22 protein-coding genes are annotated in these 26,174 nt (G+C 73.2%); 9 read left to right on the plus strand and 13 right to left on the minus strand.

What is annotated here, in order from left to right:
* Window positions 1–42 precede the first annotated feature (42 nt).
* From ACZ7G1_RS19910 to ACZ7G1_RS19920, 3 genes are all read left to right on the plus strand, one after another.
* The gene (locus tag ACZ7G1_RS19910; protein WP_470873216.1) at window positions 43–1,482 is read left to right on the plus strand and encodes an FGGY family carbohydrate kinase; all 1,440 of its coding nucleotides are present in this window, start codon (window positions 43–45) and stop codon (window positions 1,480–1,482) included.
* A 116-nt stretch (window positions 1,483–1,598) separates the two neighbouring features.
* On the plus strand, window positions 1,599–3,332 hold the full coding sequence (locus ACZ7G1_RS19915; RefSeq protein ID WP_470873215.1) for an ABC transporter ATP-binding protein: 1,734 nt from the start codon (window positions 1,599–1,601) through the stop codon (window positions 3,330–3,332).
* A complete protein-coding gene (locus ACZ7G1_RS19920) occupies window positions 3,332–5,272 on the plus strand; it encodes an ABC transporter ATP-binding protein (RefSeq protein WP_470873213.1) in 1,941 nt (646 codons plus the stop codon). Before ACZ7G1_RS19915 ends, ACZ7G1_RS19920 begins: the two co-directional genes overlap by 1 nt.
* 76 nt (window positions 5,273–5,348) lie before the next feature.
* Here the strand turns inward: ACZ7G1_RS19920 and ACZ7G1_RS19925 are convergent, their stop codons facing one another.
* From ACZ7G1_RS19925 to ACZ7G1_RS19950, 6 genes are all read right to left on the minus strand, one after another.
* Entirely contained in the window at window positions 5,349–6,299 is a 951-nt protein-coding gene (locus ACZ7G1_RS19925; protein ID WP_470873367.1) for an RNA polymerase sigma factor, read from the minus strand.
* A 168-nt stretch (window positions 6,300–6,467) separates the two neighbouring features.
* Window positions 6,468–8,357, minus strand: coding sequence for a DNA primase (dnaG, locus tag ACZ7G1_RS19930; RefSeq protein ID WP_470873211.1), 1,890 nt, complete (start codon window positions 8,355–8,357; stop codon window positions 6,468–6,470).
* 17 nt (window positions 8,358–8,374) lie between these two features.
* Window positions 8,375–9,634, minus strand: coding sequence for an NAD(P)/FAD-dependent oxidoreductase (locus ACZ7G1_RS19935; RefSeq protein WP_470873209.1), 1,260 nt, complete (start codon window positions 9,632–9,634; stop codon window positions 8,375–8,377).
* A gap of 146 nt (window positions 9,635–9,780) precedes the next feature.
* Entirely contained in the window at window positions 9,781–11,097 is a 1,317-nt protein-coding gene (locus tag ACZ7G1_RS19940; protein ID WP_470873207.1) for a deoxyguanosinetriphosphate triphosphohydrolase, read from the minus strand.
* A gap of 35 nt (window positions 11,098–11,132) precedes the next feature.
* Window positions 11,133–11,870, minus strand: a complete 738-nt coding sequence (locus tag ACZ7G1_RS19945; RefSeq protein WP_470873205.1) for a sirohydrochlorin chelatase — start codon at window positions 11,868–11,870, stop codon at window positions 11,133–11,135.
* Between the two features lie 89 nt (window positions 11,871–11,959).
* A complete protein-coding gene (locus ACZ7G1_RS19950; protein ID WP_470873203.1) occupies window positions 11,960–12,661 on the minus strand; it encodes a hypothetical protein in 702 nt (233 codons plus the stop codon).
* Between the two features lie 75 nt (window positions 12,662–12,736).
* On the opposite strand from ACZ7G1_RS19950, the gene ACZ7G1_RS19955 reads away from it, so the two are divergent.
* The 3 genes from ACZ7G1_RS19955 (at window position 12,737) to ACZ7G1_RS19965 (ending at window position 16,377) form a co-directional block, all read left to right on the plus strand.
* On the plus strand, window positions 12,737–13,459 hold the full coding sequence (locus ACZ7G1_RS19955) for an aquaporin (RefSeq protein WP_470873201.1): 723 nt from the start codon (window positions 12,737–12,739) through the stop codon (window positions 13,457–13,459).
* A gap of 38 nt (window positions 13,460–13,497) precedes the next feature.
* Entirely contained in the window at window positions 13,498–14,181 is a 684-nt protein-coding gene (locus ACZ7G1_RS19960; protein ID WP_470873199.1) for a SanA/YdcF family protein, read from the plus strand.
* A 114-nt stretch (window positions 14,182–14,295) separates the two neighbouring features.
* Window positions 14,296–16,377, plus strand: coding sequence for a molybdopterin oxidoreductase family protein (locus ACZ7G1_RS19965; protein WP_470873198.1), 2,082 nt, complete (start codon window positions 14,296–14,298; stop codon window positions 16,375–16,377).
* Window positions 16,378–16,380: 3 nt separating this feature from the next.
* Here the strand turns inward: ACZ7G1_RS19965 and cutA are convergent, their stop codons facing one another.
* Genes cutA through ACZ7G1_RS19985 form a run of 4 tightly spaced genes read right to left on the minus strand, consistent with a single transcriptional unit; the run spans window position 16,381 to window position 21,372 of the window.
* On the minus strand, window positions 16,381–17,109 hold the full coding sequence (gene cutA / locus ACZ7G1_RS19970) for a divalent cation tolerance protein CutA (protein WP_470873197.1): 729 nt from the start codon (window positions 17,107–17,109) through the stop codon (window positions 16,381–16,383).
* Window positions 17,106–18,974, minus strand: a complete 1,869-nt coding sequence (locus ACZ7G1_RS19975) for an ABC transporter ATP-binding protein (RefSeq protein ID WP_470873195.1) — start codon at window positions 18,972–18,974, stop codon at window positions 17,106–17,108. The genes cutA and ACZ7G1_RS19975 overlap by 4 nt, the downstream gene beginning before the upstream one ends.
* Window positions 18,975–19,011: 37 nt before the next feature.
* On the minus strand, window positions 19,012–20,745 hold the full coding sequence (locus tag ACZ7G1_RS19980) for an ABC transporter ATP-binding protein (protein WP_470873193.1): 1,734 nt from the start codon (window positions 20,743–20,745) through the stop codon (window positions 19,012–19,014).
* Between the two features lie 12 nt (window positions 20,746–20,757).
* Window positions 20,758–21,372, minus strand: a complete 615-nt coding sequence (locus ACZ7G1_RS19985) for an NADPH-dependent FMN reductase (RefSeq protein ID WP_470873191.1) — start codon at window positions 21,370–21,372, stop codon at window positions 20,758–20,760.
* A gap of 67 nt (window positions 21,373–21,439) precedes the next feature.
* On the opposite strand from ACZ7G1_RS19985, the gene ACZ7G1_RS19990 reads away from it, so the two are divergent.
* The 3 genes from ACZ7G1_RS19990 to ACZ7G1_RS20000 all read left to right on the plus strand — a co-directional run bounded on the left by ACZ7G1_RS19990 (window position 21,440) and on the right by ACZ7G1_RS20000 (window position 23,688).
* Window positions 21,440–22,201, plus strand: a complete 762-nt coding sequence (locus tag ACZ7G1_RS19990) for an aminotransferase class IV (protein ID WP_470873189.1) — start codon at window positions 21,440–21,442, stop codon at window positions 22,199–22,201.
* A gap of 268 nt (window positions 22,202–22,469) precedes the next feature.
* Window positions 22,470–22,982 (plus strand): hypothetical protein, encoded by a 513-nt coding sequence (locus tag ACZ7G1_RS19995; protein ID WP_470873188.1) that lies wholly within the window; start codon window positions 22,470–22,472, stop codon window positions 22,980–22,982.
* An 88-nt stretch (window positions 22,983–23,070) separates the two neighbouring features.
* Window positions 23,071–23,688: a class F sortase gene (locus ACZ7G1_RS20000; protein ID WP_470873186.1), complete on the plus strand. Its 618-nt coding sequence runs from the start codon at window positions 23,071–23,073 to the stop codon at window positions 23,686–23,688.
* Window positions 23,689–23,704: 16 nt separating this feature from the next.
* On the opposite strand, the gene ACZ7G1_RS20005 is transcribed toward ACZ7G1_RS20000, so the two are convergent.
* The 3 genes from ACZ7G1_RS20005 to ACZ7G1_RS20015 are packed head-to-tail and all read right to left on the minus strand — an operon-like array spanning window position 23,705 to window position 26,157.
* Window positions 23,705–24,490: a sulfite exporter TauE/SafE family protein gene (locus ACZ7G1_RS20005; RefSeq protein ID WP_470873184.1), complete on the minus strand. Its 786-nt coding sequence runs from the start codon at window positions 24,488–24,490 to the stop codon at window positions 23,705–23,707.
* Between the two features lie 46 nt (window positions 24,491–24,536).
* Window positions 24,537–24,716 carry a hypothetical protein gene (locus ACZ7G1_RS20010; protein WP_470873182.1) on the minus strand — a complete coding sequence of 60 codons (180 nt, stop codon included), beginning with the start codon at window positions 24,714–24,716 and terminating at the stop codon, window positions 24,537–24,539.
* A complete protein-coding gene (locus ACZ7G1_RS20015; RefSeq protein ID WP_470873181.1) occupies window positions 24,709–26,157 on the minus strand; it encodes a ferredoxin reductase family protein in 1,449 nt (482 codons plus the stop codon). The genes ACZ7G1_RS20010 and ACZ7G1_RS20015 overlap by 8 nt, the downstream gene beginning before the upstream one ends.
* Window positions 26,158–26,174 lie beyond the last annotated feature (17 nt).

The raw sequence follows: 26,174 nt of genomic DNA on the forward strand, positions 1-26,174 counted from the left end.
GGGAGGCCCGTACCGCCCGCGCGTGCGGCAGAATCATGTGTCATGGGGATAGTCGCCGGCCTGGACAGCTCTGCTGAGTTCACACGCATCGTCGTCTGTGACACGGACACGGGTGCCGTACTGCGGCAGGGATATGCCGCGCACCCCGGTGAACCCAAGGCCGTGGACGTCGACCCGCAGTCCTGGCTGCTCTCGCTCGGCGAGGCGGCCACGGGCGGGATCCTGGAAGGCGTGGAGGCCATCGGCGTCTCCGCGCAGCAGCACGGGCTCGTGCCGCTCGACGCGCAGGGCGGCCTGGTGCGGCCCGCGCTCGTCCGCAACGACAAGCGGGCCCAGGTCGCCGCCGCCGATCTCGTGGAGTCGCTGGGCGGACGCCAGGCGTGGGCCGAGGCCGTCGGGTGCGTCCCCGGCCCCGGGCAGGCCGTCGCCAAGCTCCGCTGGCTGGCGCGCACCGAACCCGAGCACGCCCGCCGGGTCGCGATGATCCTCCAGCCGCACGACTGGCTGGTCTGGCAGCTCCTCGGCCGCCCCGCCCGCCGCACCACCGACCGCGGCGCCGCCTCCGGCACCGGCTACTGGTCGGCCCGCACCGGCTCCTACCGCCCCGACCTGGTGGAGCTCGCGCTCGGCCACCAGGCCGTGCTGCCCGAGGTGCTCGGCCCGGCCGAGGCCGCCGGCACCACCCCCGAGGGCCTGCTGATCTCCGCCGGCACGGGCGAGACGATGGCCGCCGCCCTCGGCCTCGGCCTGGGGCACGGCGACGCGGTGGTCTCGCTCGGCGCGTCCGGCTCCGTGATGGCGGTGCACCACGAGGCGCTCGCCGACCCGGACGGCATGATCACCTCCTTCGCCGACGCCACCGGCATGCACCTGCCCGTCGTCCACACCTCCAACGCGGTGCGGGCGCTGCGCGGCACCGCCGAGATGCTGGGCCTCGACTCCCTGGACGAGCTCTCGGCGCTCGCCCTCAAGTCGTCCCCCGGGGCGTACGGGCTCGTCCTGCTTCCCTACCTGGAGGGCGAGCGGACGCCGAGCCTGCCGCACGCCGCGGGCACGCTCAGCGGGCTGCGGCGCGAGTCGATGAAGCCGGAGCACCTGGCGCGGGCCGCGTTCGAGGGGATGCTCTGCGCGCTCGGCGACGCCCTGGACGTGCTGCGCGGCCGTGGCGTCGAGGTGCGGCGGATCTTCCTGCTCGGCGCCGCTGCCGCGCTGCCGGCGGTGCAGGCGCTGGCGCCCGCGCTGTTCGGCGCCCAGGTCGTCGTCCCCCAGCCGGCCGACTACGCGGCGCTCGGCGCGGCCCGGCAGGCCGCCTGGGCCCTCGGCGCGGCGCGCGGCACGCTCTCCCCGTCCGCTCCCCCGGCGTGGCAGGGCGCGGCCGCGCAGATCCTGGAGCCGGGCGACGAGCTCCCGGCGGGCCAGGCGGTGCGGCAGCAGTACGCGGCGACGCGGGAGCAGATCCACCCGGGTGCCTTCGGCGGCTGACCGGGCCCCCGCTCCGGCGGGCGGTTCGTAAAGTCTTGGCCAGGGTTCGCCCCGCACCCCCGGACACGGGCTAAACCGAGTCGTAACGTCCCGGGGGCGCGGGCGATAGTGGAGCCGTGCTCATAAGACTGCTCCGAACCCATCTACGGCCCTACCGAAAACCCATCGCGCTGCTCGTCCTGCTCCAGTTCCTGCAGACCTGCGCGAGCCTCTACCTGCCGACCCTGAACGCCGACATCATCGACAACGGTGTCGTCAACGGGGACACCGGCTACATCCTGCGGTTCGGCGCGCTGATGATCGGCGTGTCCGTGGTGCAGGTCGTCTGCAACATCGGGGCCGTGTTCCACGGCGCCCGTACGGCGGCCGCGCTCGGCCGCGACATCCGCGGCGCGGTCTTCGACCGGGTCCAGTCGTTCTCGGCGCGGGAGCTCGGCCACTTCGGCGCGCCCTCGCTGATCACCCGGACGACCAATGACGTGCAGCAGGTCCAGATGCTGGTCCTGATGGCGTTCACCCTGATGGTCTCGGCGCCCATCATGTGCGTCGGCGGCATCGTGATGGCGCTCGGGCAGGACGTGCCGCTCTCGGGCGTGCTGCTCGCGGTGGTGCCGGTCCTCGCGGTCTCGGTCTCGCTGATCGTCCGGCGGATGCGCCCGCTCTTCCGCACCATGCAGGAGCGCCTCGACACGGTGAACCGGGTGCTGCGCGAGCAGATCACCGGCAACCGGGTGATCCGGGCCTTCGTGAAGGACGGGTACGAGGAGGAGCGGTTCCGCGGGGCGAACGCCCAGCTGACGGACGTCTCGATGGCGACCGGCCGGCTGATGGCGCTGATGTTCCCGGTCGTGATGACCGTGGTGAACGTGTCCAGCGTCGCCGTGGTCTGGTTCGGCGCGCACCGCATCGACAGCGGCGGGATGGAGATCGGCGCGCTGACCGCCTTCCTCGCCTATCTGATGCAGATCGTGATGGCCGTGATGATGGCCACCTTCATGTTCATGATGGTGCCGCGGGCCGAGGTGTGCGCGGAGCGCATCGAGGAGGTCCTGGCGACCGAGTCCAGCGTCGTGCCGCCGGCCGATCCGGTGCGGACCCTGGACCGCCGTGGGCACCTGGAGGTCCGGAGCGCGGACTTCCGTTATCCGGGCGCGGAGGAGCCGGTCCTCAAGGACGTCGAGCTCGTGGCCCGGCCCGGTGAGACCACCGCGATCATCGGCTCCACCGGCAGCGGCAAGTCGACCCTCCTCGGGCTCGTGCCCCGCCTCTTCGACGCCACCGGCGGCGACGTCCTCGTCGACGGCGTCGACGTCAGGAAGCTCGACCCCCAGCTGATGGCCAGGACCGTCGGCCTCGTCCCCCAGAAGCCGTACCTCTTCTCCGGGACCGTCGCCACCAACCTCCGCTACGGCAAGCCCGACGCCACCGACGAGGAACTCTGGCACGCCCTGGAGGTCGCCCAGGCCGCCGAATTCGTGCGGAAGCTGGAGGCCGGCCTGAACGCGCCGATCGCGCAGGGCGGCACCAATGTGTCCGGCGGACAGCGGCAGCGGCTCGCCATCGCGCGGACGCTGGTGCAGCGGCCGGAGATCTACCTCTTCGACGACTCCTTCTCGGCGCTCGACTACGAGACCGACGCCCTGCTCAGGGCGGCGCTGGCCCGGGAGACGGCGGACTCGACGGTGGTGATCGTCGCCCAGCGGGTCTCCACCATCCGGGACGCCGACCGGATCGTCGTCCTCGACGAGGGCCGGGTCGTCGGCACCGGACGGCACCAGGAGCTGATGGCGGAGAACGAGACGTACCGGGAGATCGTGCTCTCCCAGCTGACCGAGGCGGAGGCAGCCTGATGGCCGGTCCTGGCGGACGCATGATGGCCGGTGGCGGCCCCGACCAGCGGTCGATGGACTTCAAGGGCTCGGGCAAGCGGCTGCTCAAGCAGCTGGCGCCCGAACGCGGCACGCTCTGGGCGATGCTGATCGCCGGTGTGCTCTCGGTGGCGGCCTCGGTCGTCGGCCCGAAGATCCTCGGCAAGGCGACCGACCTCGTCTTCGCGGGCGTCGTCGGGCGCCAGATCGAGAGCGGCACCAAGGCCGAGGCGATCGCCCGGCTGCGTGCCTCGGGCGACTCCGGCATGGCGGACATGCTCTCCGGCGTCGACTTCACCCCGGGCCAGGGCATCGACTTCACCGCCGTCGGCGAGGTGCTGCTCCTGGTCCTCGGCGTGTACGTGGCGGCGGGCCTGCTCATGCTGGTCTCCACCCGCATGTCGATCAAGGTGATCAACCGGACGGTCTACCGGATGCGGGAGGACGTCCAGACGAAGCTGGCGCGGCTCCCCCTCTCGTACTTCGACAAGGCCAAGCGCGGCGAGGTGCTGTCCCGGGCGACCAACGACATCGACAACATCTCGCAGACGCTCCAGCAGTCGATGGGCCAGCTGATCAACTCGCTGCTCACCATCGTCGGCGTGCTCGGCATGATGTTCTGGATCTCGCCGCTGCTGGCCCTGGTGGCGCTGGTGACGGTCCCGGTGTCGGTGTTCGTCGCGGCGAAGATCGGCAAGCGGTCGCAGCCGCACTTCGTCCAGCAGTGGAAGTCCACGGGCACGCTCAACGCCCACATCGAGGAGATGTACACCGGGCACACCCTGGTGAAGGTCTTCGGGCGGCAGGAGGAGTCCGCGAAGGACTTCCGCGAGCAGAACGAGGCCCTCTACGAGGCCGGGTTCAAGGCGCAGTTCAACAGCGGCGTCATGCAGCCGGTGATGCTCTTCATCTCGAACATCAACTACGTCCTGGTGGCCGTCGTCGGCGGGCTCAAGGTGGCGACCGGCACGCTCTCCATCGGTGACGTGCAGGCCTTCATCCAGTACTCGCGCCAGTTCTCGATGCCCCTCACCCAGGTCGCCTCGATGGCGAACCTGGTCCAGTCGGGCGTCGCCTCCGCCGAGCGGATCTTCGAACTGCTCGACGCCGAGGAGCAGGAGCCGGACGCCCCGAAGAGCCAGGCGCCCGCGGACCTCGCGCCGGCCGACCTCAAGGGCAAGGTCGCCCTGGAGGACGTCTCCTTCCGCTACGAGGCCGACAAGCCGCTCATCGAGGACCTGTCCCTCAGCGTCGAACCGGGCCAGACGGTCGCCATCGTCGGCCCGACCGGCGCCGGCAAGACGACCCTCGTCAACCTGCTCATGCGGTTCTACGAGGTGACCGGCGGCCGGATCACCCTCGACGGCGTCGACATCGCCCGGATGCCCCGCGAGGAGCTCCGGGCCGGCATCGGCATGGTCCTCCAGGACACCTGGCTCTTCGGCGGCACCATCGCGGAGAACATCGCGTACGGCGCCACCCGCGAGGTCACCCGGGAGGAGATCGAGGCCGCCGCGCGCGCCGCGCACGCCGACCGGTTCATCCGTACCCTGCCGGACGGCTACGACACCGTCATCGACGACGACGGCGCCGGGGTCAGCGCGGGCGAGAAGCAGCTCATCACCATCGCCCGGGCGTTCCTGTCCGATCCGGTGATCCTCGTCCTCGACGAGGCCACCAGCTCGGTCGACACCCGTACCGAGGTGCTCATCCAGAAGGCCATGGCCCGACTCGCCCACGGCCGCACCTCGTTCGTCATCGCCCACCGTCTCTCCACCATCCGCGACGCGGACGTCATCCTGGTGATGGAGAACGGCTCGATCGTCGAACAGGGCACCCACGAGGAGCTGTTGTCCTCCGGCGGCGCCTACTCCCGCCTCTACGCGGCCCAGTTCGCCCAGGCGGTCGCCGAGGTCGACTGACCCCGGCGTCCGCCCGCGAAGCGACCCGTGCCGCACCTCGTGCGGCACGGGTCGTGCCGGTTCTGCCGGACAGGCCCTAGTCGAGGTAGCCGCGCAGCTGGTCGGCGTAGGCGTGGTCGCGGAGTTTGGTGAGGGTCTTGGACTCGATCTGGCGGATGCGTTCGCGGGTGACGCCGAAGATGCGGCCTATCTCCTCGAGGGTGCGGGGGCGGCCGTCGTCGAGGCCGTAGCGGAGCTGGACGACCTTGCGTTCGCGTTCGCCGAGGGTGGAGAGGACGTCTTCGAGGTGGCGGCGGAGCAGGAGGAAGGCGGCGGACTCGACGGGTGAGGCGGCGTCGCCGTCCTCGATGAGGTCACCGAGGGCGACGTCGTCCTCCTCGCCGACGGGGGCGTGCAGCGAGACCGGTTCCTGGGCGAGGCGGAGGACTTCGCCGACCCGCTCGGGGGCCAGGTCCAGCTGGGCGGCGACCTCTTCGGCGGTGGGTTCGTAGCCGCGTTCCTGGAGCATGCGGCGCTGGACGCGGATGACCCGGTTGATGAGTTCGACGACGTGCACGGGGACGCGGATGGTCCGGGCCTGGTCGGCGAGGGCCCGGGACATGGCCTGGCGGATCCACCAGGTGGCGTAGGTGGAGAACTTGTAGCCGCGCGCGTAGTCGAACTTCTCGACGGCCCTGATGAGACCGAGGTTCCCCTCCTGGACGAGGTCGAGCATGGTGAGGCCGCGGCCCACGTACCGCTTGGCGACGGAGACGACGAGCCGGAGGTTGGCCTCGATCAGCTTCCGTTTGGCCATCCGGCCGAGGACGACGATCCGGTCGAGGTCGCCGGCGAGCCGGGAGTCCAGGTCGGGGGTGTTGGCGAGCTTCTCCTCGGCGAACAGTCCGGCCTCGACGCGGCGGGCGAGTTCGACCTCCTCCTCGGCGGTGAGCAGCGGGATGCGGCCGATCTCGCGGAGGTACTGGCGGAAGAGGTCGGAGGAGGGCCCGTTGCCGCCCAGGTCGGTCCGGCGCCGCTGGACCGGTATCTCGGGGAGGTCGGCCTGCTCGTCCGGTTCGGTGGTCTGGATCTCGGTCTGCACGGCGGGCGACCTCCAGGGAGGGGCGGAACGGCACCGTCATCCAGTGTGGGGTACGACACAGCTACGCCACGAGGGGCGTGCGGTGACTTTTTGAGTTCGGACCGTGACCGACCGTCAGAGCGCGGCGGCGCCGTTGTTCCGGAGGGACTGCCCGTACTGGGTGAGCACCCAGAGTTCGTTCTGGACGGCCGCGAGCTGCTCGGGGTCGCCGTTCGCGCCGAGCCGGGCGAGGGTGCCCTGGACCTCGCGGATGCGGCGGTCGACGGCGCGGAGCCGGACGGTGACGAGTTGGTCGCCGGCGTAGGCCTCGTCGACGTTCTTGGCGAAGATCGTCTCGACGGCGAGTTCGGTGACGAGGGCGCGGACGGTGTCGTTGGGCGCGGCCTCGCGGACGGTGTCGAGGTAGTCGGAGGGGGCTCCGGTGGCGCCGCCCGCGTCCTGGACGCACTGGCGGACGGCCGCGTAGGGCGGGGCGGTGAACTCGTCGATGCCGTACGCGTCGAAGGCCGGGGAGACGAGTTCCGGGCGCTGGAGGGCGAGCTTGAGGAGTTCGCGCTCGGTGCGGTGGGCGGGGCTGCGCAGGTTGAGCGCGGGCCCGGCGGGGGCGGCGGCGGGGGCCGGGGTGTCGTAGCCGCGCTGCGGGGTCTGCTGCGCGGGGCCCTTGCCGCCGCGGTCGCGGGCCCAGCGGGCGAGCTGGGCGACCCGCTTGACGACGAACTGGGTGTCGAGGATGCCGAGCATGCCGGCGAGCTGGACGGCTACCTCGTGCTGGGCGCCGATGTTCTTGATGCGGGCGACGACGGGCGCGGCCTCGTCGAGCGCGGCGGCCCGGCCGGCCGGGGTCTCCAGGTCGTAGCGGCCGACGATCTGGCGGAGGGCGAACTCGAAGAGCGGGGTGCGGGGCTGGACGAGGTCGACGACGGCCTCGTCGCCCTTGGCGAGCCGCAGGTCGCAGGGGTCCATGCCGTCGGGGGCGATGGCGATGTACGTCTCCGCCGCGAACTTCTGGTCGTCCTCGAAGGCGCGCAGGGCGGCCTTCTGGCCGGCGGCGTCGCCGTCGAAGGTGAAGATGACGCGGGCCGAGCCGTTGTCCATCAGGAGCCGGCGGAGGATCTTGATGTGGTCGCCGCCGAAGGCGGTGCCGCAGGTGGCGATGGCGGTGGTGACGCCGGCCAGGTGGCAGGCCATGACGTCGGTGTAGCCCTCGACGACGACGGCCCGGCTGACCTTGGCGATGTCCTTCTTGGCCAGGTCGATGCCGTAGAGCACCTGGGACTTCTTGTAGATCGGCGTCTCGGGCGTGTTGAGGTACTTGGGGCCGTTGTCGTCGTCGCGGAGCTTGCGCGCGCCGAAGCCGACGACCTCGCCGCCGACGTCCCTGATCGGCCACATGAGGCGGCCGCGGAAGCGGTCGATGGGGCCGCGGCGGCCGTCCTGGGAGAGGCCGGAGAGGATCAGTTCCTTGTCGGAGAAGCCCTTGCCGCGCAGGAAGCGGGTGAGGTGGTCCCAGCCGGCCGGGCTGTAGCCGACGCCGAAGTGTTCGGCCGCGGCCTGGTCGAAGCCGCGCTCGGCGAGGAACTTGCGGCCGATCTCGGCCTCGGCGGAGCCGAGTTGGTCGGCGTAGAACTGGGCGGCGACCTTGTGCGCCTCGACCAGGCGGATGCGTTCGCCGCGCTGGTGGCCGGGGTTGTAGCCGCCTTCCTCGTACCGCAGGGTGATGCCCGCCTTCGCGGCGAGGCGCTCGACCGTCTCCGAGAAGGAGAGGTGGTCGATCTTCATCACGAAGGCGATGGTGTCGCCGCCTTCCTGGCAGCCGAAGCAGTGGAAGAGTCCCTTGCTGGGGCTGACCTGGAAGGACGGCGACTTCTCGTCGTGGAAGGGGCAGAGGCCCTTGAGGTTGCCGCCGCCCGCGTTGCGCAGCTGGAGGTACTCGGACACGACGGCGTCGATCGGGACCGCGTCCCGTACCGCCTTCACGTCGTCATCGTTGATCCTGCCTGCCACGCAGGAAGTCTACGGGTTCACCCAAGCGATTCGAGGGGCACGGAGGGGTCGCAGAGGGCGTCCGGGTCCACGGCCGTACGGGATCGGATGAGGTCCTGGATCGGGCCTGTGACGTCCCACACATTCACGTTCATGCCGGCGAGGACGCGGCCCTCCTTGAGCCAGAAGGCGATGAACTCGCGCTTGCCGGTGTCGCCCCGGACGACGACCTGGTCGTACGTCCCCGGGGGTGCCCAGCCGGAGTACTCCATGCCCAGGTCGTACTGGTCGGAGAAGAAGTACGGCACGCGGTCGTAGGAGACGTGCTGCCCGAGCATGGCGCGGGCGGCGGCGGGGCCGCCGTTGAGGGCGTTGGCCCAGTGCTCGACGCGGAGCCGGTGGCGCAGGAGCGGGTGGTGGGCGGCGGCGACGTCGCCGGCCGCGTAGATGTCGGGGTCGGAGGTGCGCAGCGACTCGTCGACGGCGATGCCGCCGCCGTCGGCGCGGTCGACGAGGGCGAGCCCGGAGTTCTCGGCGAGGGCGGTGCGGGGGGCGGCGCCGATGGCGGCGAGCACGGCGTGCGCCGGGTGCTCCTCGCCGTCGTCGGTGCGGACGGCGAGGACCATGCCGTCCTGGCCGACGATCTCGGTGAGCCGGGCGCCGAAGTGGAAGCGGACGCCGTGGTCGGTGTGGAGGTCGGCGAAGAGCTGGCCGAGCTCGGGGCCGAGGACCCGGTGCAGCGGGGTCGGGTCGGCTTCGACGACGGTGACCTCGGCGCCGTAGCCGCGGGCGGCGGCCGCGACTTCGAGGCCGATCCAGCCGCCGCCCGCGATCACCAGGTGGCCGTTGTCCCGGCCGAGGCCGGCGAGGACCTGGCGGAGCCGGTCGGCGTGGGCGAGGCGGCGCAGGTGGTGGACGCCGGCGAGGTCCGTGCCGGGGACGTCCAGGCGGCGGGGTTCGGCGCCGGTGGCGAGGAGCAGCTTGTCGTAGCGGATGACGGTGCCGTCGCCGAGGCGGACGGTGCGGGCGTCGCGGTCGACGGCGGTGACGGACTGGCCGAGGTGCAGTTCGACGTCGTTCGCCGCGTACCAGGCGGGCTCGTGGACGAAGACGCTGTCGCGTTCCTTGGCGCCGGTCAGATAGCCCTTGGACAGGGGCGGCCGCTCGTAGGGGTGGTCGCGTTCGTCGCCGATGAGGATCACCCGGCCGTTGAACCCCTCGGCGCGCAGGGTCTCCGCCGCCTTGGCCCCTGCCAGGCCCCCGCCGACGATGACAAAGGTCTGATCTGCGTCGACCACGTCGTTTCCTCCTCTTTGCGACCGGTTCCAACCTACGCCCCCGGGCGTTCGTCCCGTCGTACCGCTCCGGGCCGTGCCTGCGAGGGTCCCGTACGGAGGGGGACGACGGAAGAGGGCCGCACCCGCCGGGCGGCCCCGGGCGCTGCCTAGCGGTGGGGCCGGAGGCGGGTGTGGAGGGCGCGGGCGGAGGCGTCGGTGAGGCCGGCGATCTGGTCGACGATGACCCGCTTGCGGGCCCGGTCGTCCCGCGCCGCGTCGAACGCGGCCCGGAACTGCGGTTCGAGCCCGTCGGGAGCGCGGGCGACGAGCGCCTCGGCGAGCTCGGCGACGACGATCCGCTGGTCGGCCCTGAGCGCCTCCTGCTCGGCCCGCTGCATCACGTACCGGTCGGCGACCGCCTTCAGGACCGCGCACTCGTCGCGGGTGGCGCGCGGCACGACGAGCTCCGCGCCGTACCGGGTCAGCCGCCCGGCGCCGTACTCCTGCCGGGTCGCGCCCTCGGCGGCCAGGCAGAACCGGCCGATGAGCTGGCTGGTGGCGTCCTTCAGCCGCGCCTGCGCCCGCGCCGACCCGTCGTAGCCGTGCGGCCACCACTCCTGGTCGACCAGCCGGTCGAGCGCCTCGGCCAGCTCCGCCGGGTCCGTGTCCTCCGGTACGTACCTCCCGATGGCCACCGCGAAGATGTCGGCCCGCTCCGGCTCGGCGAGCAGCAGGTTCGGGTCGATGTGTCCCGCGTGCAGCCCGTCCTCGAAGTCGTGCACCGAGTACGCCACGTCGTCCGACCAGTCCATGACCTGTGCCTCGAAGCACTTCCGGTCGGCGGGCGCCCCCTGCCTGATCCACTCGAAGACCGGCAGGTCGTCCTCGTACACCCCGAACTTCGGCGAACCGGGGTCCGTGGGGTGACCGCCCCTCGGCCACGGGTACTTGGTCGCCGCGTCCAGCGCCGCCCTCGTCAGGTTGAGCCCGACGCTCACCGGCTCCCCGTCCGCGTCCTTCACGAACCGCTTCGGCTCGATCCGGGTCAGCAGCCGCAGCGACTGCGCGTTCCCCTCGAAGCCCCCGCAGTCCTTCGCCACGTCGTTCAGCGCCTGCTCGCCGTTGTGCCCGAACGGCGGGTGCCCCATGTCGTGCGACAGACACGCCGCCTCCACGAGGTCAGGATCACAGCCGAGCGCCGCCCCGAGCTCCCGGCCCACCTGCGCGCACTCCAGCGAGTGCGTCAGCCGCGTGCGCGGGCTCGCGTCCCAGGAGTGGCTGAGCGTGCCCGGCGTGACCACCTGCGTCTTCCCCGCCAGCCTCCGCAGCGCCGCCGAGTGCAGCACCCTCGCCCGGTCGCGCTGGAAGGCGGTACGGCCGGGGCGCTTGTCGGGCTCCGCCGCCCACCGCTCGGTCGCCGCGGAGTCGTAGCCGGGGGTGTCCGTGATGTCTGCGCTGCCCTTGGTGTCCTCGATGCCTTCCATGCCTCGAAGGTAACCGGAGGGACCGACAGAAGGCCTCAGATGACGGCGAGTTCCCGCCTGGGGGTGGCGGTACGGGTCACCAGGGCGCGGTCGTAGCGGTGCAGGACCAGGCGGGCCAGGGCGGGGTGGGGGCCGAGGGGGGCGGAGGCGATCCAGGGGGCGTGGGCGGTGGCGCGGGTGGCGAAGAGGCCGGGGGCGGTGAAGCAGGAGGCGATGGCGATGCGGTGGCGGCCGGAGGCGGTGAGGGCGCGGACGGCTTCGGGGACGGTGGGGGTGGCGGCGGAGGTGTAGGCGGGGAGGACCGGGGTGCCGTCGAGGCGCTCACTGAGGAGGGCGGCGATGCGGCGGGTCTCGGCGCCGGAGCGGGGGTCGCGGGAGCCGGCGGAGGCGAGGACGACGCCTTCTCCCCTGTCGGGGGTCCAGCCGGCCTCGGTGAGGCGGTCGGCGAGCGCTTCGACGAGGAGGGGGTGGGCGCCGAGCGGGGCGGCGACGCGGGCGCGGAGGGCCGGTACGGCGGCGACGGCGGCGGGCAGGTCGTGGGTGACGTGGTGGCCGGGGGCGAAGAGGAGGGGGACGAGCACGGCGTCCCGGCCCTCGCGGGCCAGGTCCGCGAGGGCCTCGTCGAGCAGCGGCGCGTTCAGTTCGATGTGCGCGAGCCGGACGTCGAGCCCGGGGCGCAGCTCGCGGACCCGGTCGAGGAGGCGGCCGAGCGTGGCCCGGGCCCGGCGGTCCCGGCTGCCGTGGCCCACGGCGACGAGGGTGGGAGCGTTCATGCGTCGATGGTGGGGTCGGCACGTTGCCTCCCCGTTGCGCGAGGGTCACGCCTGTTTTCGGTGACCTCACGGGCGCCGGGCCCGTACTGTCAGGCGCTCAGCCAGACGCGGAGGGGGCCGATCGTCTCGAAGCCGGCGGCGAGGGCGGGGGGCAGGTCGTCGCCCGACTCGTAGCCGACGAGGGGGCGGTCGGCGGGGGCGGAGGCGAGGGCGCCGGCCCAGATGGACGAGGGGTCGGTGTCGCCCGTCGTGAAGAGGTTGGAGACGCCGGTGACGCGGGCGCTCGCGCTGAGCACCGCGCCGCCGAGGATCGTGCCCTCGGGGGAGTACCCCGCGACGATGGTCGTGGCGGGGTCGGCGAGGAGTTCGGGGCGGAAGAGCGCCGCGTCGTCGGCGTCGTCGCCGCTCCAGGCGAGGGCCCAGGCGGCGAGCTCCTCCGGGGTGCGGACGGGGCGCCAGTCGCCGGCGGCCGAGGGCGCGGGAAGGCCGGCGGGGCGGGCGATCCACTGTGCCTCGAAGAGCAGCCGGAAGCCCTTGGGCTCCAGGTCGAGCCGTGCGTGGCTGTCCTTGACGGAGGCACCGGGGGCGGTGCGGTCGATGACGTCGAGGAAGTCCTCGGCCGCCGTGTCCTCGGCCAGCGTCACCGCGTCCGGGTAGTAGAGCGGGGTGCGGGTGGCGCTGGTCCAGGCCCGGGGTCCGAAGGTGCCGGAGAGGCCGTGGGCCCGGCACATGGCCTCGCACCACTCGGCGTTGTTGCGGACCGCGTCGTCCAGGACGTCCTTGTTGATCATGCGCGGATCGTACGGAGCGATCCGTCTGCCCCGCCCCTCTTTTTTCGTTCCGAATCACGGAATATCTTTTCCACTATGAGAATGTCCCCGCCCGCACTCCCCCGGCGCGCCGCCGCCGAGTTCATCGGTACGGCGGCGCTGGTCGCCGTCGTCGTCGGTTCCGGCATCCGGGCCGACGCCCTGAGCCAGGACATCGGCGTCCGGCTGCTCGCCAACGCCGCCGCGTCCGCCATCGGTCTCGGCCTGCTCATCGCGCTGATCGGCCCGCTGTCCGGGGCGCACTTCAACCCGGTCGTGACGCTGTCCGAGTGGTGGTCCCGAAGGGGGGCGGGCAAGGGGCGCGAGGTGTTCGTGTACATCGCCGCGCAGCTCGCGGGGGCGGTGGCGGGCGCCCTGCTGGCGGAGGCGATGTTCGGGCGGGCGCCGGGGGCGTGGGCGACCGAGCCGCGGTCGGCGCTGCACCTGCTGCTCGGGGAGGCCGTGGCGACCGCGGGTCTCGTCCTCGTGGTGCGGGGCCTCGGGCACATCGGCCGCCCGGGGCTCGCGCCGGTCGCCGTCGCCGGGTACATCGGGGCGGCGATCTGGTTCACCTCCTCCGGCTCCTTCGCCAATCCGGCGGCCACCCTGGGCCGGGCGTTCTCGGACTCGTTCACCGGGATCGCGCCCGCGTCCGTGCCCTCGTACGCGGCCGCGCAGCTGCTCGGGATGCTGCTCGGGATGGGCCTCGCGAGTGTGCTGTACGGAACAGACAAGGCGGCCGGTGAACCGAACGCGGCCGAAGCGCGTCGGACGGGGTGACGGATCGGCAGCGGTCCGCTTACCTCGGAGGTTCCCGCATGCCGGCACGGCTCACCCGGTTGATCCCGCGCACCACCCGGGCCCGCCGCCGGACCGTGCAGGCCCTGATGGCGGGCGCGGTCCTCGCGCTCGCGCCGGCGACGTGGATGCACACGGCGGCCGCCGGGAAGCTCCGTACCACCGCCGACGTACCGGCGAGGGACGTCGCCGTCGTGTTCGGCGCCGGGCTGTGGAACGGGCGCCCCACCCCGTACCTCGCGCACCGGCTCGACGCGGCGGCCGAGCTGTACCGGACGGGCAAGGTCCGGGTCCTGCTCGTCACCGGCGACAACAGCAGGACCGCATACGACGAGCCGAGCGCCATGCGGACCTATCTGACCGAGCGCGGAGTGCCGGACGGCCGGATCGTCAGCGACTACGCGGGCTTCGACACCTGGGACTCCTGCGTCCGGGCCCGCAGGATCTTCGGCGTCGACCGGGCGGTCCTCGTCACCCAGGACTTCCACATCAAGCGCGCGGTGGCGCTGTGCGGGCGGGCCGGGGTCGACGCGTACGGGGTCGGGGTCCCCGAGCCGCACGACAGCGTCTGGTACTACGGCACCACCCGCGAGGTCCTCGCGGCCGGCAAGGCCGCCCTGGAGGCGGCCCTCCGCCCCGACCCGCACTTCCTCGGCCCGGCCGAGGACGGCGTCACCAAGGCCCTGGCCTCACCCCCACACTGAGAACGAACGGAGGGCTCGGCCTCACCCTCGTCCCGGGACCGCGCGGAGCGGAGAGCACCGCGGTCGTAATACGGGGCGCGGCCCGGCGTAACACGGCGGACGCAGGCTGGCCGCATGTCCGACGCCGCCACCGTGCCCACCCACTGCCCCTACTGCGCGCTGCAGTGCGGGATGTCGCTGCGCGCCACGGGCGCCGCGGAGCTGCCCGCCGAGGTGGTCGAGCGGACCGACTTCCCCGTCAACCGGGGCGCGCTGTGCGGCAAGGGCCGCACCGCCCCCTCCGTACTCTCCTCCCGGGTCAGGCTCACCGAGCCCCTGGTCCGATGCCCTGACACGGGGGTCCTGCGGCCCGCGTCCTGGGAGGAGGCGCTCGCCGCCGTCGCCGACGGACTTCGTCTGACCCGCGCCGACCACGGTCCCGATGCCGTGGGGGTCTTCGGCGGCGGCGGTCTCACCAACGAGAAGGCGTACACGCTGGGCAAGTTCGCCCGGCTGGTGCTCGGCACCTCGCAGATCGACTACAACGGCCGCTTCTGCATGTCGTCGGCGGCCGCCGCGCACCAGCGGGCCTTCGGGCTCGACCGGGGGCTGCCGTTCCCGCTGGAGGACATCCCGAAGACGGGCTGTGTGATCCTCGTCGGCTCGAACCTCGCCGAGACGATGCCGCCCGCGCTGCGCTACCTCACCGAGCTGAGGGAGAACGGCGGGAAGCTGATCGTCGTCGACCCGCGCCGCACCCGCACCGCCGAGCAGGCCGATCTGCACCTGGCCCCGCGCCCCGGCACCGACCTGGCGCTCGCCCTCGGCATGCTCCACCTCGTCGTGGCCGAGGGGCGGGTGGACGAGGAGTTCGTGGCGGGGCGCACCGACGGCTGGGAGGCGGCCCGCGCCGGGGCGATGGCGCACTGGCCCGAGCAGGTCGAGCGGATCACCGGGGTGTCGGTGCCGCGCCTGCGCGAGGCGGTCGCGATGTTCTGCGACGCGGGCAGCGGCATGGTGCTGACCGCGCGCGGCCCCGAGCAGCAGTCGAAGGGCACCGACACCGTCGGCGCCTGGATCAACCTCTGCCTCGCCACCGGCAGGGCGGGCCGGCCGCTGAGCGGCTACGGCTGCCTCACCGGCCAGGGCAACGGCCAGGGCGGCCGCGAGCACGGCCAGAAGGCCGACCAGCTGCCCGGCTACCGCAAGCTGGACGACCCGGCCGCCCGCGCGCACGTCGCCGGCGTCTGGGGGGTGCCGCCGGAGTCGCTGCCGGGGCCGGGGCGGAGCGCGTACGAGCTTCTCGACGCGCTCGGCGGCGACGTGAAGGCGCTGCTGCTCATGGGCTCCAACCCGGTGGTGTCGGCGCCGCGCGCCGCGCACGTCGAGGAGCGGCTGCGGTCGCTCGACTTCCTCGCCGTCGCGGACGTGGTGCTCTCGGAGACCGCCGCCCTCGCCGACGTCGTCCTGCCCGTGACGCAGTGGGCGGAGGAGACCGGCACGATGACGAACCTGGAGGGCCGCGTGCTGCTGCGCCGCCGCGCCCTCACGCCACCGGCCGGGGTGCGCAGCGACCTGGAGGTGCTGCACGCGCTGGCCGGGCTGCTCGGCTGGGAGAAGGGCTTCCCGACGGACCCGGAGGAGGTCTTCGGGGAGCTGCGGCGCGCGTCGGCCGGCGGGCCCGCCGACTACGCGGGCATCAGCTACCGGCGGATCGAGGAGGAGCAGGGCGTCTTCTGGCCCTGCCCGGACGAGGGTCACGCGGGCAGCCCGCGGCTCTTCCTCGACCGGTTCGCGACGCCGGACGGGCGGGCCCGGTTCGTGCCGGTGGTGCACCGGGCGGCGGCCGAGGAGACGGACGCCGACTATCCGGTCGTCCTGACCACCGGCCGGGTGGTGTCCCAGTACCAGTCGGGGGCGCAGACCCGCCGGGTGGACGAGCTGAACGCGGCGGCGCCCGGCCCGTTCGTGGAGCTGCACCCGCGGCTCGCCGAGCGGCTCGGGGTGGCCGAGGGCGAGCGGCTCGCGGTGGTCTCCCGGCGCGGCCGGGCCGTCGCGCCCGCCCGGATCACCGCGTCGATCCGCCCGGACACCGTCTTCATGCCGTTCCACTGGTACGGGGAGGGGCGGGCGAACACGCTGGTGAACCCGGCGCTCGACCCGGTCTCCCGGATGCCCGAGTTCAAGGTGTGCGCGGTCCGCCTGGAGCGCGTCTAGTCGCTACGGCCGGCTGAACCAGTCGCCGCTCTCGATGACCGGGCCGAGGGGCGCGTCCGGGGCGGCGAGGAACACCCAGGCGGAGACCCGCGCCCCGTCCCATACCCGTACGACGTCCATCGCCGTCCGCTCGTAGCCGACGGGCAGCTCAAGGCGGTCGAGCAGGCCGAAGAGTTCGAGGTAGTCGCCGGACGTGGGGGTGAGGAGGGTGCCGACGACCTGCCCGGCGGCGGCCGGGACGACGTACGGGTAGCCGGGGCCGTCGTGCAGGACGGCCCCGTGCAGGACGGCGTCGTCCTCGGTGCCGATCCGGCCGGCGAGGAACCGGTCGTGGTTGTACGCCCCCGGGCGCAGCGTGCCGTAGACGAAGAACGGGCGCTCCTCGTGGGCCGGCGTCAGGTTCTCGACCGCCGGGGCGGCGGCGGAGGTCTCGCGCTCGACCCAGCGGGCGTAGTCCTCGCTGACGCGGGTCACCCGGGTGGCGAGGATCTCGGGGGTCTCGTAGTCGTGGGCGGCGAGGAGGTGGGCCTCCAGGACCGGGTAGCGGGCCTCGGTGGTCTTGAACACGACCTGCCACTCCTCGGTGGTCTCGATCGCGTCGCGCCAGTGGTAGACGGAGGTGACGGGCCCGGAGATCTGGGCGCAGGCGGCGAGCCGGGCCTCGACGGCGCCGCGCGCCAGGGCGTCGGCCTTGGCGCGCGTGTCGGTGGTGGTGCGGACGGTGACGATCACGCCCCCACCGTACGGGCGAACTGGGCGGCGTGCAGCCGGGCGTAGGCCCCGCCGGCGGCGAGGAGTTCCTCGTGGGTGCCCTGCTCGGCGATGGCTCCGCCGTCCATCACCAGGATGGTGTCGGCGTCGCGGATCGTGGAGAGCCGGTGGGCGACGACGAAGCTGGTGCGGCCCGCGCGGAGCGAGGCCATGGCCTGCTGGACGAGCAGTTCGGTGCGGGTGTCGACGGAGCTGGTGGCCTCGTCGAGGACGAGGATCACCGGGTCGGAGAGGAAGGCGCGGGCCAGGGTGACCAGCTGCTTCTCGCCGGCGCTGAGGCCTCCGCCGTCCTCGTCGAGGACGGTGTCGTAGGCGTCGGGGAGGGTGCGGATGAACCGGTCGGCGTGCGCGGCCCGTGCGGCGGCGACGATCCGTTCCCGCGAGACCTCGCCGGGCACCCCGTACGCGATGTTGTCGGCGATGGTGCCGCCGAAGAGCCAGGTGTCCTGGAGGACCATGCCGATGCCGGAGCGCAGCTCCTCGCGGGTCATGTGCGCGATGTCGACGCCGTCGAGGGTGATCCGGCCGCCGGTGACCTCGTGGAACCGCATGAGCAGGTTGACCAGGGTGGTCTTGCCGGCGCCGGTCGGGCCGACGATGGCGACGGTCCGGCCGGGCTCGACGGTGAGGGACAGGTCCTCGATGAGCGGCTTGCCGGGCTCGTAGCGGAAGGCGGCCTTCTCGAAGGAGACGCGGCCGCGGAGTGCGGCGGGCCGCTCCGGGTCCGCCGGGTCCGGGGACTCCTCCTCGGCGTCGAGGAGGTCGAAGACCCGCTCGGCGGAGGCCACCCCGGACTGGAGGAGGTTGGCCATGGCGGCGATCTGGTTGATGGGGCCGTTGAAGTCGTACGAGTACTGGACGAAGGCCTGGACGTCGCCGACGGTCAGGGTGCCGCTCGCGACCCGCAGGCCGCCGACGACGGCGATGACGACGTAGTTCAGGTTGCCGACGAGGGTCAGGGCCGGCTGGATGAAGCCGGAGACGAACTGGGCCCGGAAGCTCGCCCGGTAGAGCTCCTCGCCGAGCTCGTCGAAGCGGCGGACGGCCTCGGCGCGGCGGCCGAAGGCGACGACCTCGGTGTGGCCGGTGATCATCTCCTCGACGTGGCTGCCGAGCCGTCCCGTGACCGCCCACTGCTGCACGAACTGCGGCTGGGCGCGCCGGCCGACGTAGGCGGCGACGGCGACCGAGACGGGCACGGTGGCGAGGGCGACCAGGGCGAGGACCGGGGAGATCCAGAACATCATCACGAGGACGGCGACGAGGCTGAGCAGGGCCCGGACCATCTGGCTGAAGGCCTGTTGGAGGGTCTGCGTGATGTTGTCGATGTCGTTGGTGGTGCGGGAGAGGACCTCGCCGCGGGGCTGTCCGTCGAGGTACGTCAGGGGCAGCCGGCCCAGCTTGTGCTGGGCCCGTTCCCTGAGCCGGTGGCCGGCCCGCTGGACGACGGTGGTGGCGATCCGCAGCTGGAGCCAGGTGAACAGCGAGGAGCCGGCGACGACGGCGACGGAGACGGCGAGGATCCGGCCGACGGCGGCGAAGTCGACCCCGCCGCCGGTGGCGCCCTTCACCACGAGGTCGGTGGCCCGGCCGAGGAGGAACGGGCCGCTGACGGACAGGACGACGGCCGTGAGCCCGGCGGCGAGGACGGCGAGCAGCCGGGCCCGGTCGGGGGCGAGGGTGCGCAGCAGCCGGAGGCCGGAGGAGCGGAAGGACAGTGAGCGTTCGAGGGAGGGGGTCGCGAGGCCGGGGCCGCGCTGGGGCGGCGGCCCGCTGCGGGCGGGCGTGGTGGGGTGCGGGGGGCGGGTCGCCGTGGCCGTGCTCATGCGGCTTCCTCCTGGGCGGGCCGGGAGAGGACGGGGCTCATGCGGCTTCCTCCTCGGTGAGCTGGGAGAGGACGATCTCCCGGTAGGTGGCGTTGTCCCGCATGAGGGACGTGTGGGTGCCGGTGCCGACGGTCCGGCCCCGGTCGAGGACGACGATCCGGTCGGCGTGCCGGATGGTGGAGACGCGCTGGGCGACGATCACCACGGTCGAGTCCGCCGTCTCCTCGCGCAGGGCGTCCCTGAGCAGGGCGTCGGTCCTCGGGTCGAGCGCCGAGAAGGAGTCGTCGAAGAGGTAGAGGCGGGGGCGGGCGACGAGGACGCGGGCGATGGCGAGGCGCTGCCGCTGTCCGCCGGAGAAGTTGGTGCCGCCCTGGGAGACGGGAGCGTCGAGCCCTTCGTCGAGTCCCCGCACGAAGTCGGCGGCCTGGGCGACCTCCAGGGCGTGCCAGAGTTCCTCGTCGGTGGCGTCGGGCTTGCCGTAACGGAGGTTGGTGGCGACGGTCCCGGAGAAGAGGTACGGCTTCTGGGGGACGAGGCCGACGGTCCTGGCCATCAGCTGGGGGTCGAGCTTCCTGACGTCGACGCCGTCGACGAGGACGTCGCCGCCGGTGGCGTCGAAGAGGCGGGGCACGAGCCCGAGGAGGGTCGACTTGCCGCTGCCGGTGGAGCCGATGATCGCGGTGGTCTCACCGGGCCGCGCCACAAGCTCGACGTCCTTGAGGACCGGCTCCTCCGCGCCCGGGTACCGGAAGCCGACGCCCTCGATGTCGAGGCGGCCGGGGCCGGGGAGGGTCCGGACGGGGTCGGCGGGCGGGGCGACGGAGGGCCGGGTGTCGAGGACTTCGCGGACGCGCTCGGCGCCGGCCTCGGCCCTCGGCATGTGCATGAGCAGGAAGAGGACCATCATCACGGACATCGAGGTCTGGAGCAGGTAGCCGAGGAAGGCGAAGAGCCCGCCGGGCTGGAGGGCTCCGGAGTCGATGCGGTGGGCGCCGACGTACACGAGGACGACGGTGGTCAACTGCCAGACGATCAGGACGGTCGGGAACATCAGGGCCTGGAGCCGGCCGGCCCGGAGGCCGACGCCGAGCAGCTCGTCGTTGGCGGTGGCGAACCGTTCCCGCTCGTGCCGGTCGCGGACGAAGGCGCGGACCACCCGGACGCCGGTGATCTGCTCCCGCAGCACCCGGTTGGCCCGGTCGACGCGCTCCTGCATGCCCCGGAAGAGGGGCCGCATCCGCAGCACGACGGTGCCGACGGCGCCCGTCATCACCGGCACGAACAGCAGCAGGACCAGGGCGAGCGGCACGTCCTGGCGCAGCGCCATGGCGATCCCGCCGACGCACAGCAGCGGCGCGGCGACCAGCATCGTCAGGGCGAGCACGGCGAACGTCTGGATCTGCTGGACGTCGTTGGTGGTACGGGTGATCAGCGAGGCGGCGCCGAAGCGGCCGCGCTCACGGGCCGAGAAGTCCTGCACCCGGCGGAAGACCTCGGAGCGCAGGTCGCGGGCGACGCCCATGGCGATCCTGGCGCCGGTGTAGGTGGCGGCGGCCGCGGCGGCCGCCTGGAGCAGGGTGACGCCGATCATGGCGGCGCCGCCGCCGAGGACCCGGCCGGTGTCCCCGCGCAGCACGCCGTGGTCGATGACGCCGGCGTTGAGGGTGGGCAGGGCGAGGGAGGCGAGGGACTGGACGAGCTGGAGGGCGACGAGGAGGACGAGGAGCGGCCGGTAGGGCCTGAGGCGGGGGACGAGGAGGCGGGTCAGCATGGCGGCGGGTCCTCACGAGCCGTACGGGCGGAGGGACTTGGCGTCCTTGAGGGCGCGTCCCCACCAGCCGAGCTGGTCGAGCAGCGTCTTGGCGGCGCCCTCGGCGGCGGCCGGGTCCTTGTGGCCGCCGTCCGCGTCGAACTGGCCGTGGGCGTGGTGGAAGGAGACGCCGTCGCGGACGGTGACGGCGTGCAACTCGGCGAAGATCTGGCGGAGTTGTTCGACGGCCCGCAGGCCGCCGGAGATGCCGCCGTAGGAGACGAAGCCGACGGGCTTGGCCTGCCACTCGGTGTAGTGCCGGTCGATGAGGTTCTTGAGGGAGGCGGGGAAGGAGTGGTTGTACTCGGGGGTGACGACGACGAAGGCGTCGGCCTCGGCCAGGGCCGGGGTGACCTTGGCGAGTTCGGCGCGGACGGCGGGCGACGGGTCGTACGAGAGGGAGGTGGGGAGGTCGATCCCGGCGAGGTCGACGACGGTGACGGTGAAGTCCTCGCGCTCGGCGAGCCGGGCGCGGAACCAGTCGGCGACGACGGGCCCGAAGCGGCCTTCGCGGTCGCTCGCGACGATCAGGGCGAGGGTCAGGGGGGCCGAAACGACGGCGGGGGAAGTGGAGTTCGTGAGGTCCATGCGGATGATCGTGGTACCTCAAGTTTGGTTGAGGTCAAGCGCCGATTCCAGGTCGTACGGTGTGGGCATGACGACTCCTCCCGCACACATCGAGTTCGACGGCGTCCCGGTGACCGACCCGGCGCTCCTCTCGGCCGTCATGACCGGCTACGGCCACTTCACGGCGATGCAGGTCAGGGACGGCCGCGTGAAGGGGCTCGACCTGCACCTCGCCCGCCTCGACCGCTCCACCCGCGAGCTCTTCGGCGAGGGCCTGGACGGCGGCCGGGTGCGCGCCCTGGCCGCCGGCGCCCTGGAGAAGGCCGGGCGGCGGGACGTCTCGCTGCGGGTGTACGTGTACCCGGGCGTCCGGATCGCGGTGACCGTCGCCGATCCGGCCCCGGACGGCCTGGCCGCCCCGCAGCGACTGACCACCGCCGAGTACTGGCGCCCGGCCGCGCACATCAAGCACCTGGGCGGCTTCGGGCAGAGCTACCACCGCGAGGCGGCCGTACGGGCCGGCTTCGACGAGGCGCTCCTCGTCTCCCCGTACGGCGAGATCGCCGAGGGTGCCGTCACCAACATCGCCTTCTGGGACGGCGCCTCCCTCGTCTGGCCGTCCGCCCCCTGCCTCGAAGGCATCACCATGGGGCTCCTCGCGCCGCTGACCCCGTCGGTCCGCCGCCCGGTCACCCTGGCCGACCTTCCGGACTTCCGGGCCGCGCTCGTCACCAACTCCCGCACCATCGCCGCCGTCACGGCCGTCGACGAGCTCGCCTTCGCGGTGGACGAGGCGCTGATGGAGCGGGTGCGCGCGGCGTACGACTCGGTGGCGGCCGAGGCGCTGTAGGCGCGCCCCGGCGGGCGGCCGGGGCCGGGGGGACCCCTCCGTCACCCGTTCGGCACGGAGTGTCAGGTGACGCCTCATAATCCGGTCTGACCTGCGGAAACGTTGACGATCCAGTCGACACTCCGTATCGGAAGGACCAATCCTGATGCCCCATCAGCAGGCGGGGGGCGTGGCGCGGCCTTTATCTCGGTCACAGAAGGTCCGTTTCCGGGTGTCCCTCCCGGGAGGACCGCCCGGCATGACCGCACGCGCGCCCCGGAGGATCCCCATGCGCACCACTGCCCGCCTGTTCACCGGTACCGCGCTGACGGTCGTCGCGCTCGGGGCGTTCGCCGCCCCGATGGCGTACGCGAACAACGAGAACTCCGAGTCGCTGGAGATCTTCCCGTGGTCCGCGTCGCCGGGCACCACGGTCACCGTCAACACCCTGGCCTGCGGAAAGCACGGGCACGGGGTCGGCGACGCGAACTCGCTCGGCGCGGGCGAGTTCCAGCTGAACCCGAGCACGCACAAGGAGGTCGTGGTCGGGCAGTTCACCATTCCGGAGCACGCCAAGGCCGGTACGTACTGGATCAGTGTCGCCTGTGACAACGGGCGGACGGCCCGGGGCGAGCTGACCGTGAAGCACCGGAGCCCGAGCGGGCACGTACAGACCGGTGTCGGGGGCAGTGTGGGCCCCGACACCGCCCAGGTCACGGCGGGCGCGGCGGTGCTGGCCGCGGCTGCCGTCGGCGGTGTCCTGCTCCTGCGCCGCCGGGCGAGCGGCGCGCAGGGGCACTGAGACCACCGCCTGTCCTGCCCCCGCCGCGCGCCCGTACACGGCCCGGCGGGGGCAGGGCCACCTCCGCGAACCGACCGAGGGAACCCAGGTGAGCAACAGGAGCAAGGGCTGGGGCATAGCCGTGGCCGCCTTCGCCGGGCTCTGGCTCGTCCAGAACGGCTCGGAGCACGTCACCCCGCCCGTGCCGTCCGCCGCCCAGGCCTTCGCCGCCGGTCCGAGCGTGCACACGGACGCGGCCGCCGACCCGCTGCCGCCGTCGGCGCCGGTCCGGCTGCGCATCCCGGAGACCGACGTGGACACCCCGATGATGCGGCTGGGCCTGGGCGCGAACGGCGCCCTGGAGGTGCCGCCGGCCGGGAACCGCAACCTCGCCGGCTGGTACGGGGACGGCACGGCGCCCGGGGCGAAGGGCACGGCCGTGATCGCGGGCCACGTGGACAACGCCGACGGCCCCGCCGTCTTCTACACGCTGGGCGCGCTGAAGAAGGGCCACCGGATCGAGGTGGACCGGCAGGACGGCCGTACCGCCGTGTTCACCGTCGACGCGGTCGAGGTCTACGACAACGCGCACTTCCCCGACCGCAAGGTGTACGACGAGGCCGGCCGCGCCGAGATCCGGGTGATCACCTGCGGTGGCGGCTTCTCGAAGAAGAACGGCTACCAGGGCAACGTGGTCGCCTTCGGCCACCTCATCGGGGTCAGGTAGCGGAGAGCGGGCCGCGTCACGCCCACTGGTCGAAGGCGAGCTTCGCGACCAGCGAGAAGACCACGACGAGCAGCACCCCGCGGACGAACTCGGCGCCCCTGCTCAGCGCCATCCGGGCCCCGAGCATCCCGCCCGCCAGGTTGAAGACCGCCATGACGCCGGCGAGCTGCCAGTAGACGCTGCCCTGGTAGGCGAACATGGCGAGCGCGCCCGCGTTGGTGCAGACGTTGACGATCTTGGCGGTGGCGGAGGCGGTCACCAGGTCCAGGTGGAGCACGGCGGTGAGCGCGAGGACGAGGAAGGTCCCGGTGCCGGGGCCGAACAGGCCGTCGTAGAAGCCGATGCCGCCGCCGACGAGCACGATCGCGGTGACGATCCTGGCCCGGGTCAGCGGCGCCCGGTCCTCCCCCTCGGGCCGCACGCCGAAGGACGGCCGCAGCATCACGAACGCGGCGACCGCCACCAGCACCGCCATGATCACCGGCCGCAGCACCTCGCTGCTGATGCCGGCCGCGAAGAAGGCTCCGCCCATCGAGCCGGCGAGGGCGGCGAGCCCGATCCGTACCGCCGTTCCCACCTGGACGGGCGCCTTGCGGAGGTAGGTGATCGCGGCGCCGGTGGTGCCCACGATCGAGACGGCCTTGTTGGTGCCGAGGACGTGCGCGGCCTGGACGTGCGGGAGCCCGAGCAGCAGGGCGGGCAGCTGGAGCAGCCCCCCGCCGCCCACCACGGCGTCGATCCAGCCCGCCACGAGCGCGGCGAGACACAGCAGGACAAGGGTGGTCAGCGATATCTCGGGCATGGCCGTGACCCTACGGAGGAGATCGTTGCCCCGTCCATCGATCACCTCATCGTTGAGCCAGTTCTGAGGTTGCGGCGCCCGGCTCCCGGTCCGGGGCGGGCGGCGCGGCCGGGGTGACGACCGCCGTGAGCAGCGTCGCGGCGAGCGCTCCGGCGCCGGCGAGGGCCGCGGCGAGCCGCCGCCTGGCGAGCTCGGCCGGGGGGCGGCGCGCGCTGTGTCTAGCCATGTCCGAAGTCCTCGCTGTGGATGCGGGAGGCCGGCACCCCGGCCCGGGTCAGGGAGTCGCTCGCGGCCCTGGCCATGCCGGGCGGGCCGCACAGGTACACGTCGTGGGCGGCGAGATCGGGTACGAGCTCCCGCAGCGCGCGCGGCGCCAGGGGGTCGAACGCGCCGTCCGAGGGTCCGAGCAGGAAGTGCAGGGCGGCCTGCCGTGCGCGGGCGATCGTCTCCAGTTCGGCGCGCAGGACGAGGCCGGTCTCGTCGGACGCGCGGTAGAGGAGGGTCACGTCCCCCGGCCCGCCGGGCAGCGTCTCGAAGAGGGCCCGCAGCGGGGTGATGCCGACGCCGCCGGCGAGCAGCAGGACCTTGCGGCGGGTGCGGCGGTGGGCGGTGAGCGCGCCGAACGGCCCGGCGGCGAGGACCCGGGTGCCGGGGCGCAGCCGCCGGACGCGGCGGGTGTGGTCGCCGAGCGCCTTGACGGTGATCCGCAGGGTGTCGTCCTTGACCGGCGCGGAGAGCGAGAAGGGCAGGGCGGTCGCCCAGAGGCCGGGGCGCAGGAAGCGCCAGCGGAAGAACTGGCCGGGTTCGGCGTGGAGGCGCTCGACTCCCCTGCCGCGGACGAGGACGGAGACCACGCCGGGCCCTTCGTCGCGGACCTCGACGACCCGCAGTTCGTGCCGGAGCGCCGCCCGTACGGGGACGGCGAGGCGGTACCAGAGGAGGAGGACGGCGACGGTGGCGTGCGCCATCGCCCACAGCCAGCGGGTGACGGGCCCGCCCGCCAGGTCGGGTCCCGCGAGCTGGTGGACGAAGCCGAGCGCGGCGGCGAGCAGGGCGCCGAGGTGGACCGCCCGCCAGGTCTCGTGCCCGACCCGCTTCCGTACGCCGCGCGCGGAGGTGATCCCGACGGCCGTGAACAGGGCGGTGCCGGCGGTGGCGGCGGCGATGGCCCCGTAGGACAGCAGGTCCCCGGTGGCGGTGACGAGGTCGGTACGGGTGTGCACGGCGTATCCGCACAGCGCGAGGACCGCGTGCGCCGCGATGAGCCCGAGGACGTACCGGCCGCCGAGCGCGTGCCACCGGGCGAGCCGGTCCGCGCCCACCCCGTGCTCGACGGCCGGGACGCGGGCCATGAGCAGCAGCAGGACGAGCACGCCGTACCCGGCGAGCAGTCCGGTGAGGTGCGCGCCCGTCGCGAAGAACGCGTCGAGCCGTGCGGACGGCCGCGCCTGTACGCCCCAGAGGAGGGCGAGCGCCCCCGCGCCGCCGACGATCCCGTTCCGCAGCCGCTCGGGGGCGAGGCGCGGGGGCGGGGGCGGGGTCGTGCTCAGGACCGGGCCGGGTATCGCGTCCCGGGTGGAGGTCGGGGCCGCCCGCTCGGTGGGGGTGGGCCGGGACAGGGGTACGTAGAGGGGGTGGGGGCGAGCCTCGGTGGTCACATCCGGCACCCTAGGGCGGCCCGTAT

It is taken from the genome of Streptomyces sp. NPDC037273, from assembly GCF_055603625.1.

Bases quoted from the DNA above. Each gene is read 5' to 3' on its own strand.
- ACZ7G1_RS19975 (WP_470873195.1), bottom strand. From the start codon at position 18,974: ATGAGCACGGCCACGGCGACCCGCCCCCCGCACCCCACCACGCCCGCC.
- ACZ7G1_RS19950 (WP_470873203.1), bottom strand. From the start codon at position 12,661: ATGATCAACAAGGACGTCCTGGACGACGCGGTCCGCAACAACGCCGAG.
- ACZ7G1_RS19990 (WP_470873189.1), top strand. From the start codon at position 21,440: ATGACGACTCCTCCCGCACACATCGAGTTCGACGGCGTCCCGGTGACC.
- ACZ7G1_RS19995 (WP_470873188.1), top strand. From the start codon at position 22,470: ATGCGCACCACTGCCCGCCTGTTCACCGGTACCGCGCTGACGGTCGTC.
- ACZ7G1_RS19920 (WP_470873213.1), top strand. From the start codon at position 3,332: ATGGCCGGTCCTGGCGGACGCATGATGGCCGGTGGCGGCCCCGACCAG.
- ACZ7G1_RS19985 (WP_470873191.1), bottom strand. From the start codon at position 21,372: ATGGACCTCACGAACTCCACTTCCCCCGCCGTCGTTTCGGCCCCCCTG.
- ACZ7G1_RS19945 (WP_470873205.1), bottom strand. From the start codon at position 11,870: ATGAACGCTCCCACCCTCGTCGCCGTGGGCCACGGCAGCCGGGACCGC.
- ACZ7G1_RS19965 (WP_470873198.1), top strand. From the start codon at position 14,296: ATGTCCGACGCCGCCACCGTGCCCACCCACTGCCCCTACTGCGCGCTG.
- ACZ7G1_RS19955 (WP_470873201.1), top strand. From the start codon at position 12,737: ATGAGAATGTCCCCGCCCGCACTCCCCCGGCGCGCCGCCGCCGAGTTC.
- ACZ7G1_RS19980 (WP_470873193.1), bottom strand. From the start codon at position 20,745: ATGCTGACCCGCCTCCTCGTCCCCCGCCTCAGGCCCTACCGGCCGCTC.
- ACZ7G1_RS19940 (WP_470873207.1), bottom strand. From the start codon at position 11,097: ATGGAAGGCATCGAGGACACCAAGGGCAGCGCAGACATCACGGACACC.
- ACZ7G1_RS19910 (WP_470873216.1), top strand. From the start codon at position 43: ATGGGGATAGTCGCCGGCCTGGACAGCTCTGCTGAGTTCACACGCATC.
- ACZ7G1_RS20005 (WP_470873184.1), bottom strand. From the start codon at position 24,490: ATGCCCGAGATATCGCTGACCACCCTTGTCCTGCTGTGTCTCGCCGCG.
- ACZ7G1_RS19960 (WP_470873199.1), top strand. From the start codon at position 13,498: ATGCCGGCACGGCTCACCCGGTTGATCCCGCGCACCACCCGGGCCCGC.
- ACZ7G1_RS20010 (WP_470873182.1), bottom strand. From the start codon at position 24,716: ATGGCTAGACACAGCGCGCGCCGCCCCCCGGCCGAGCTCGCCAGGCGG.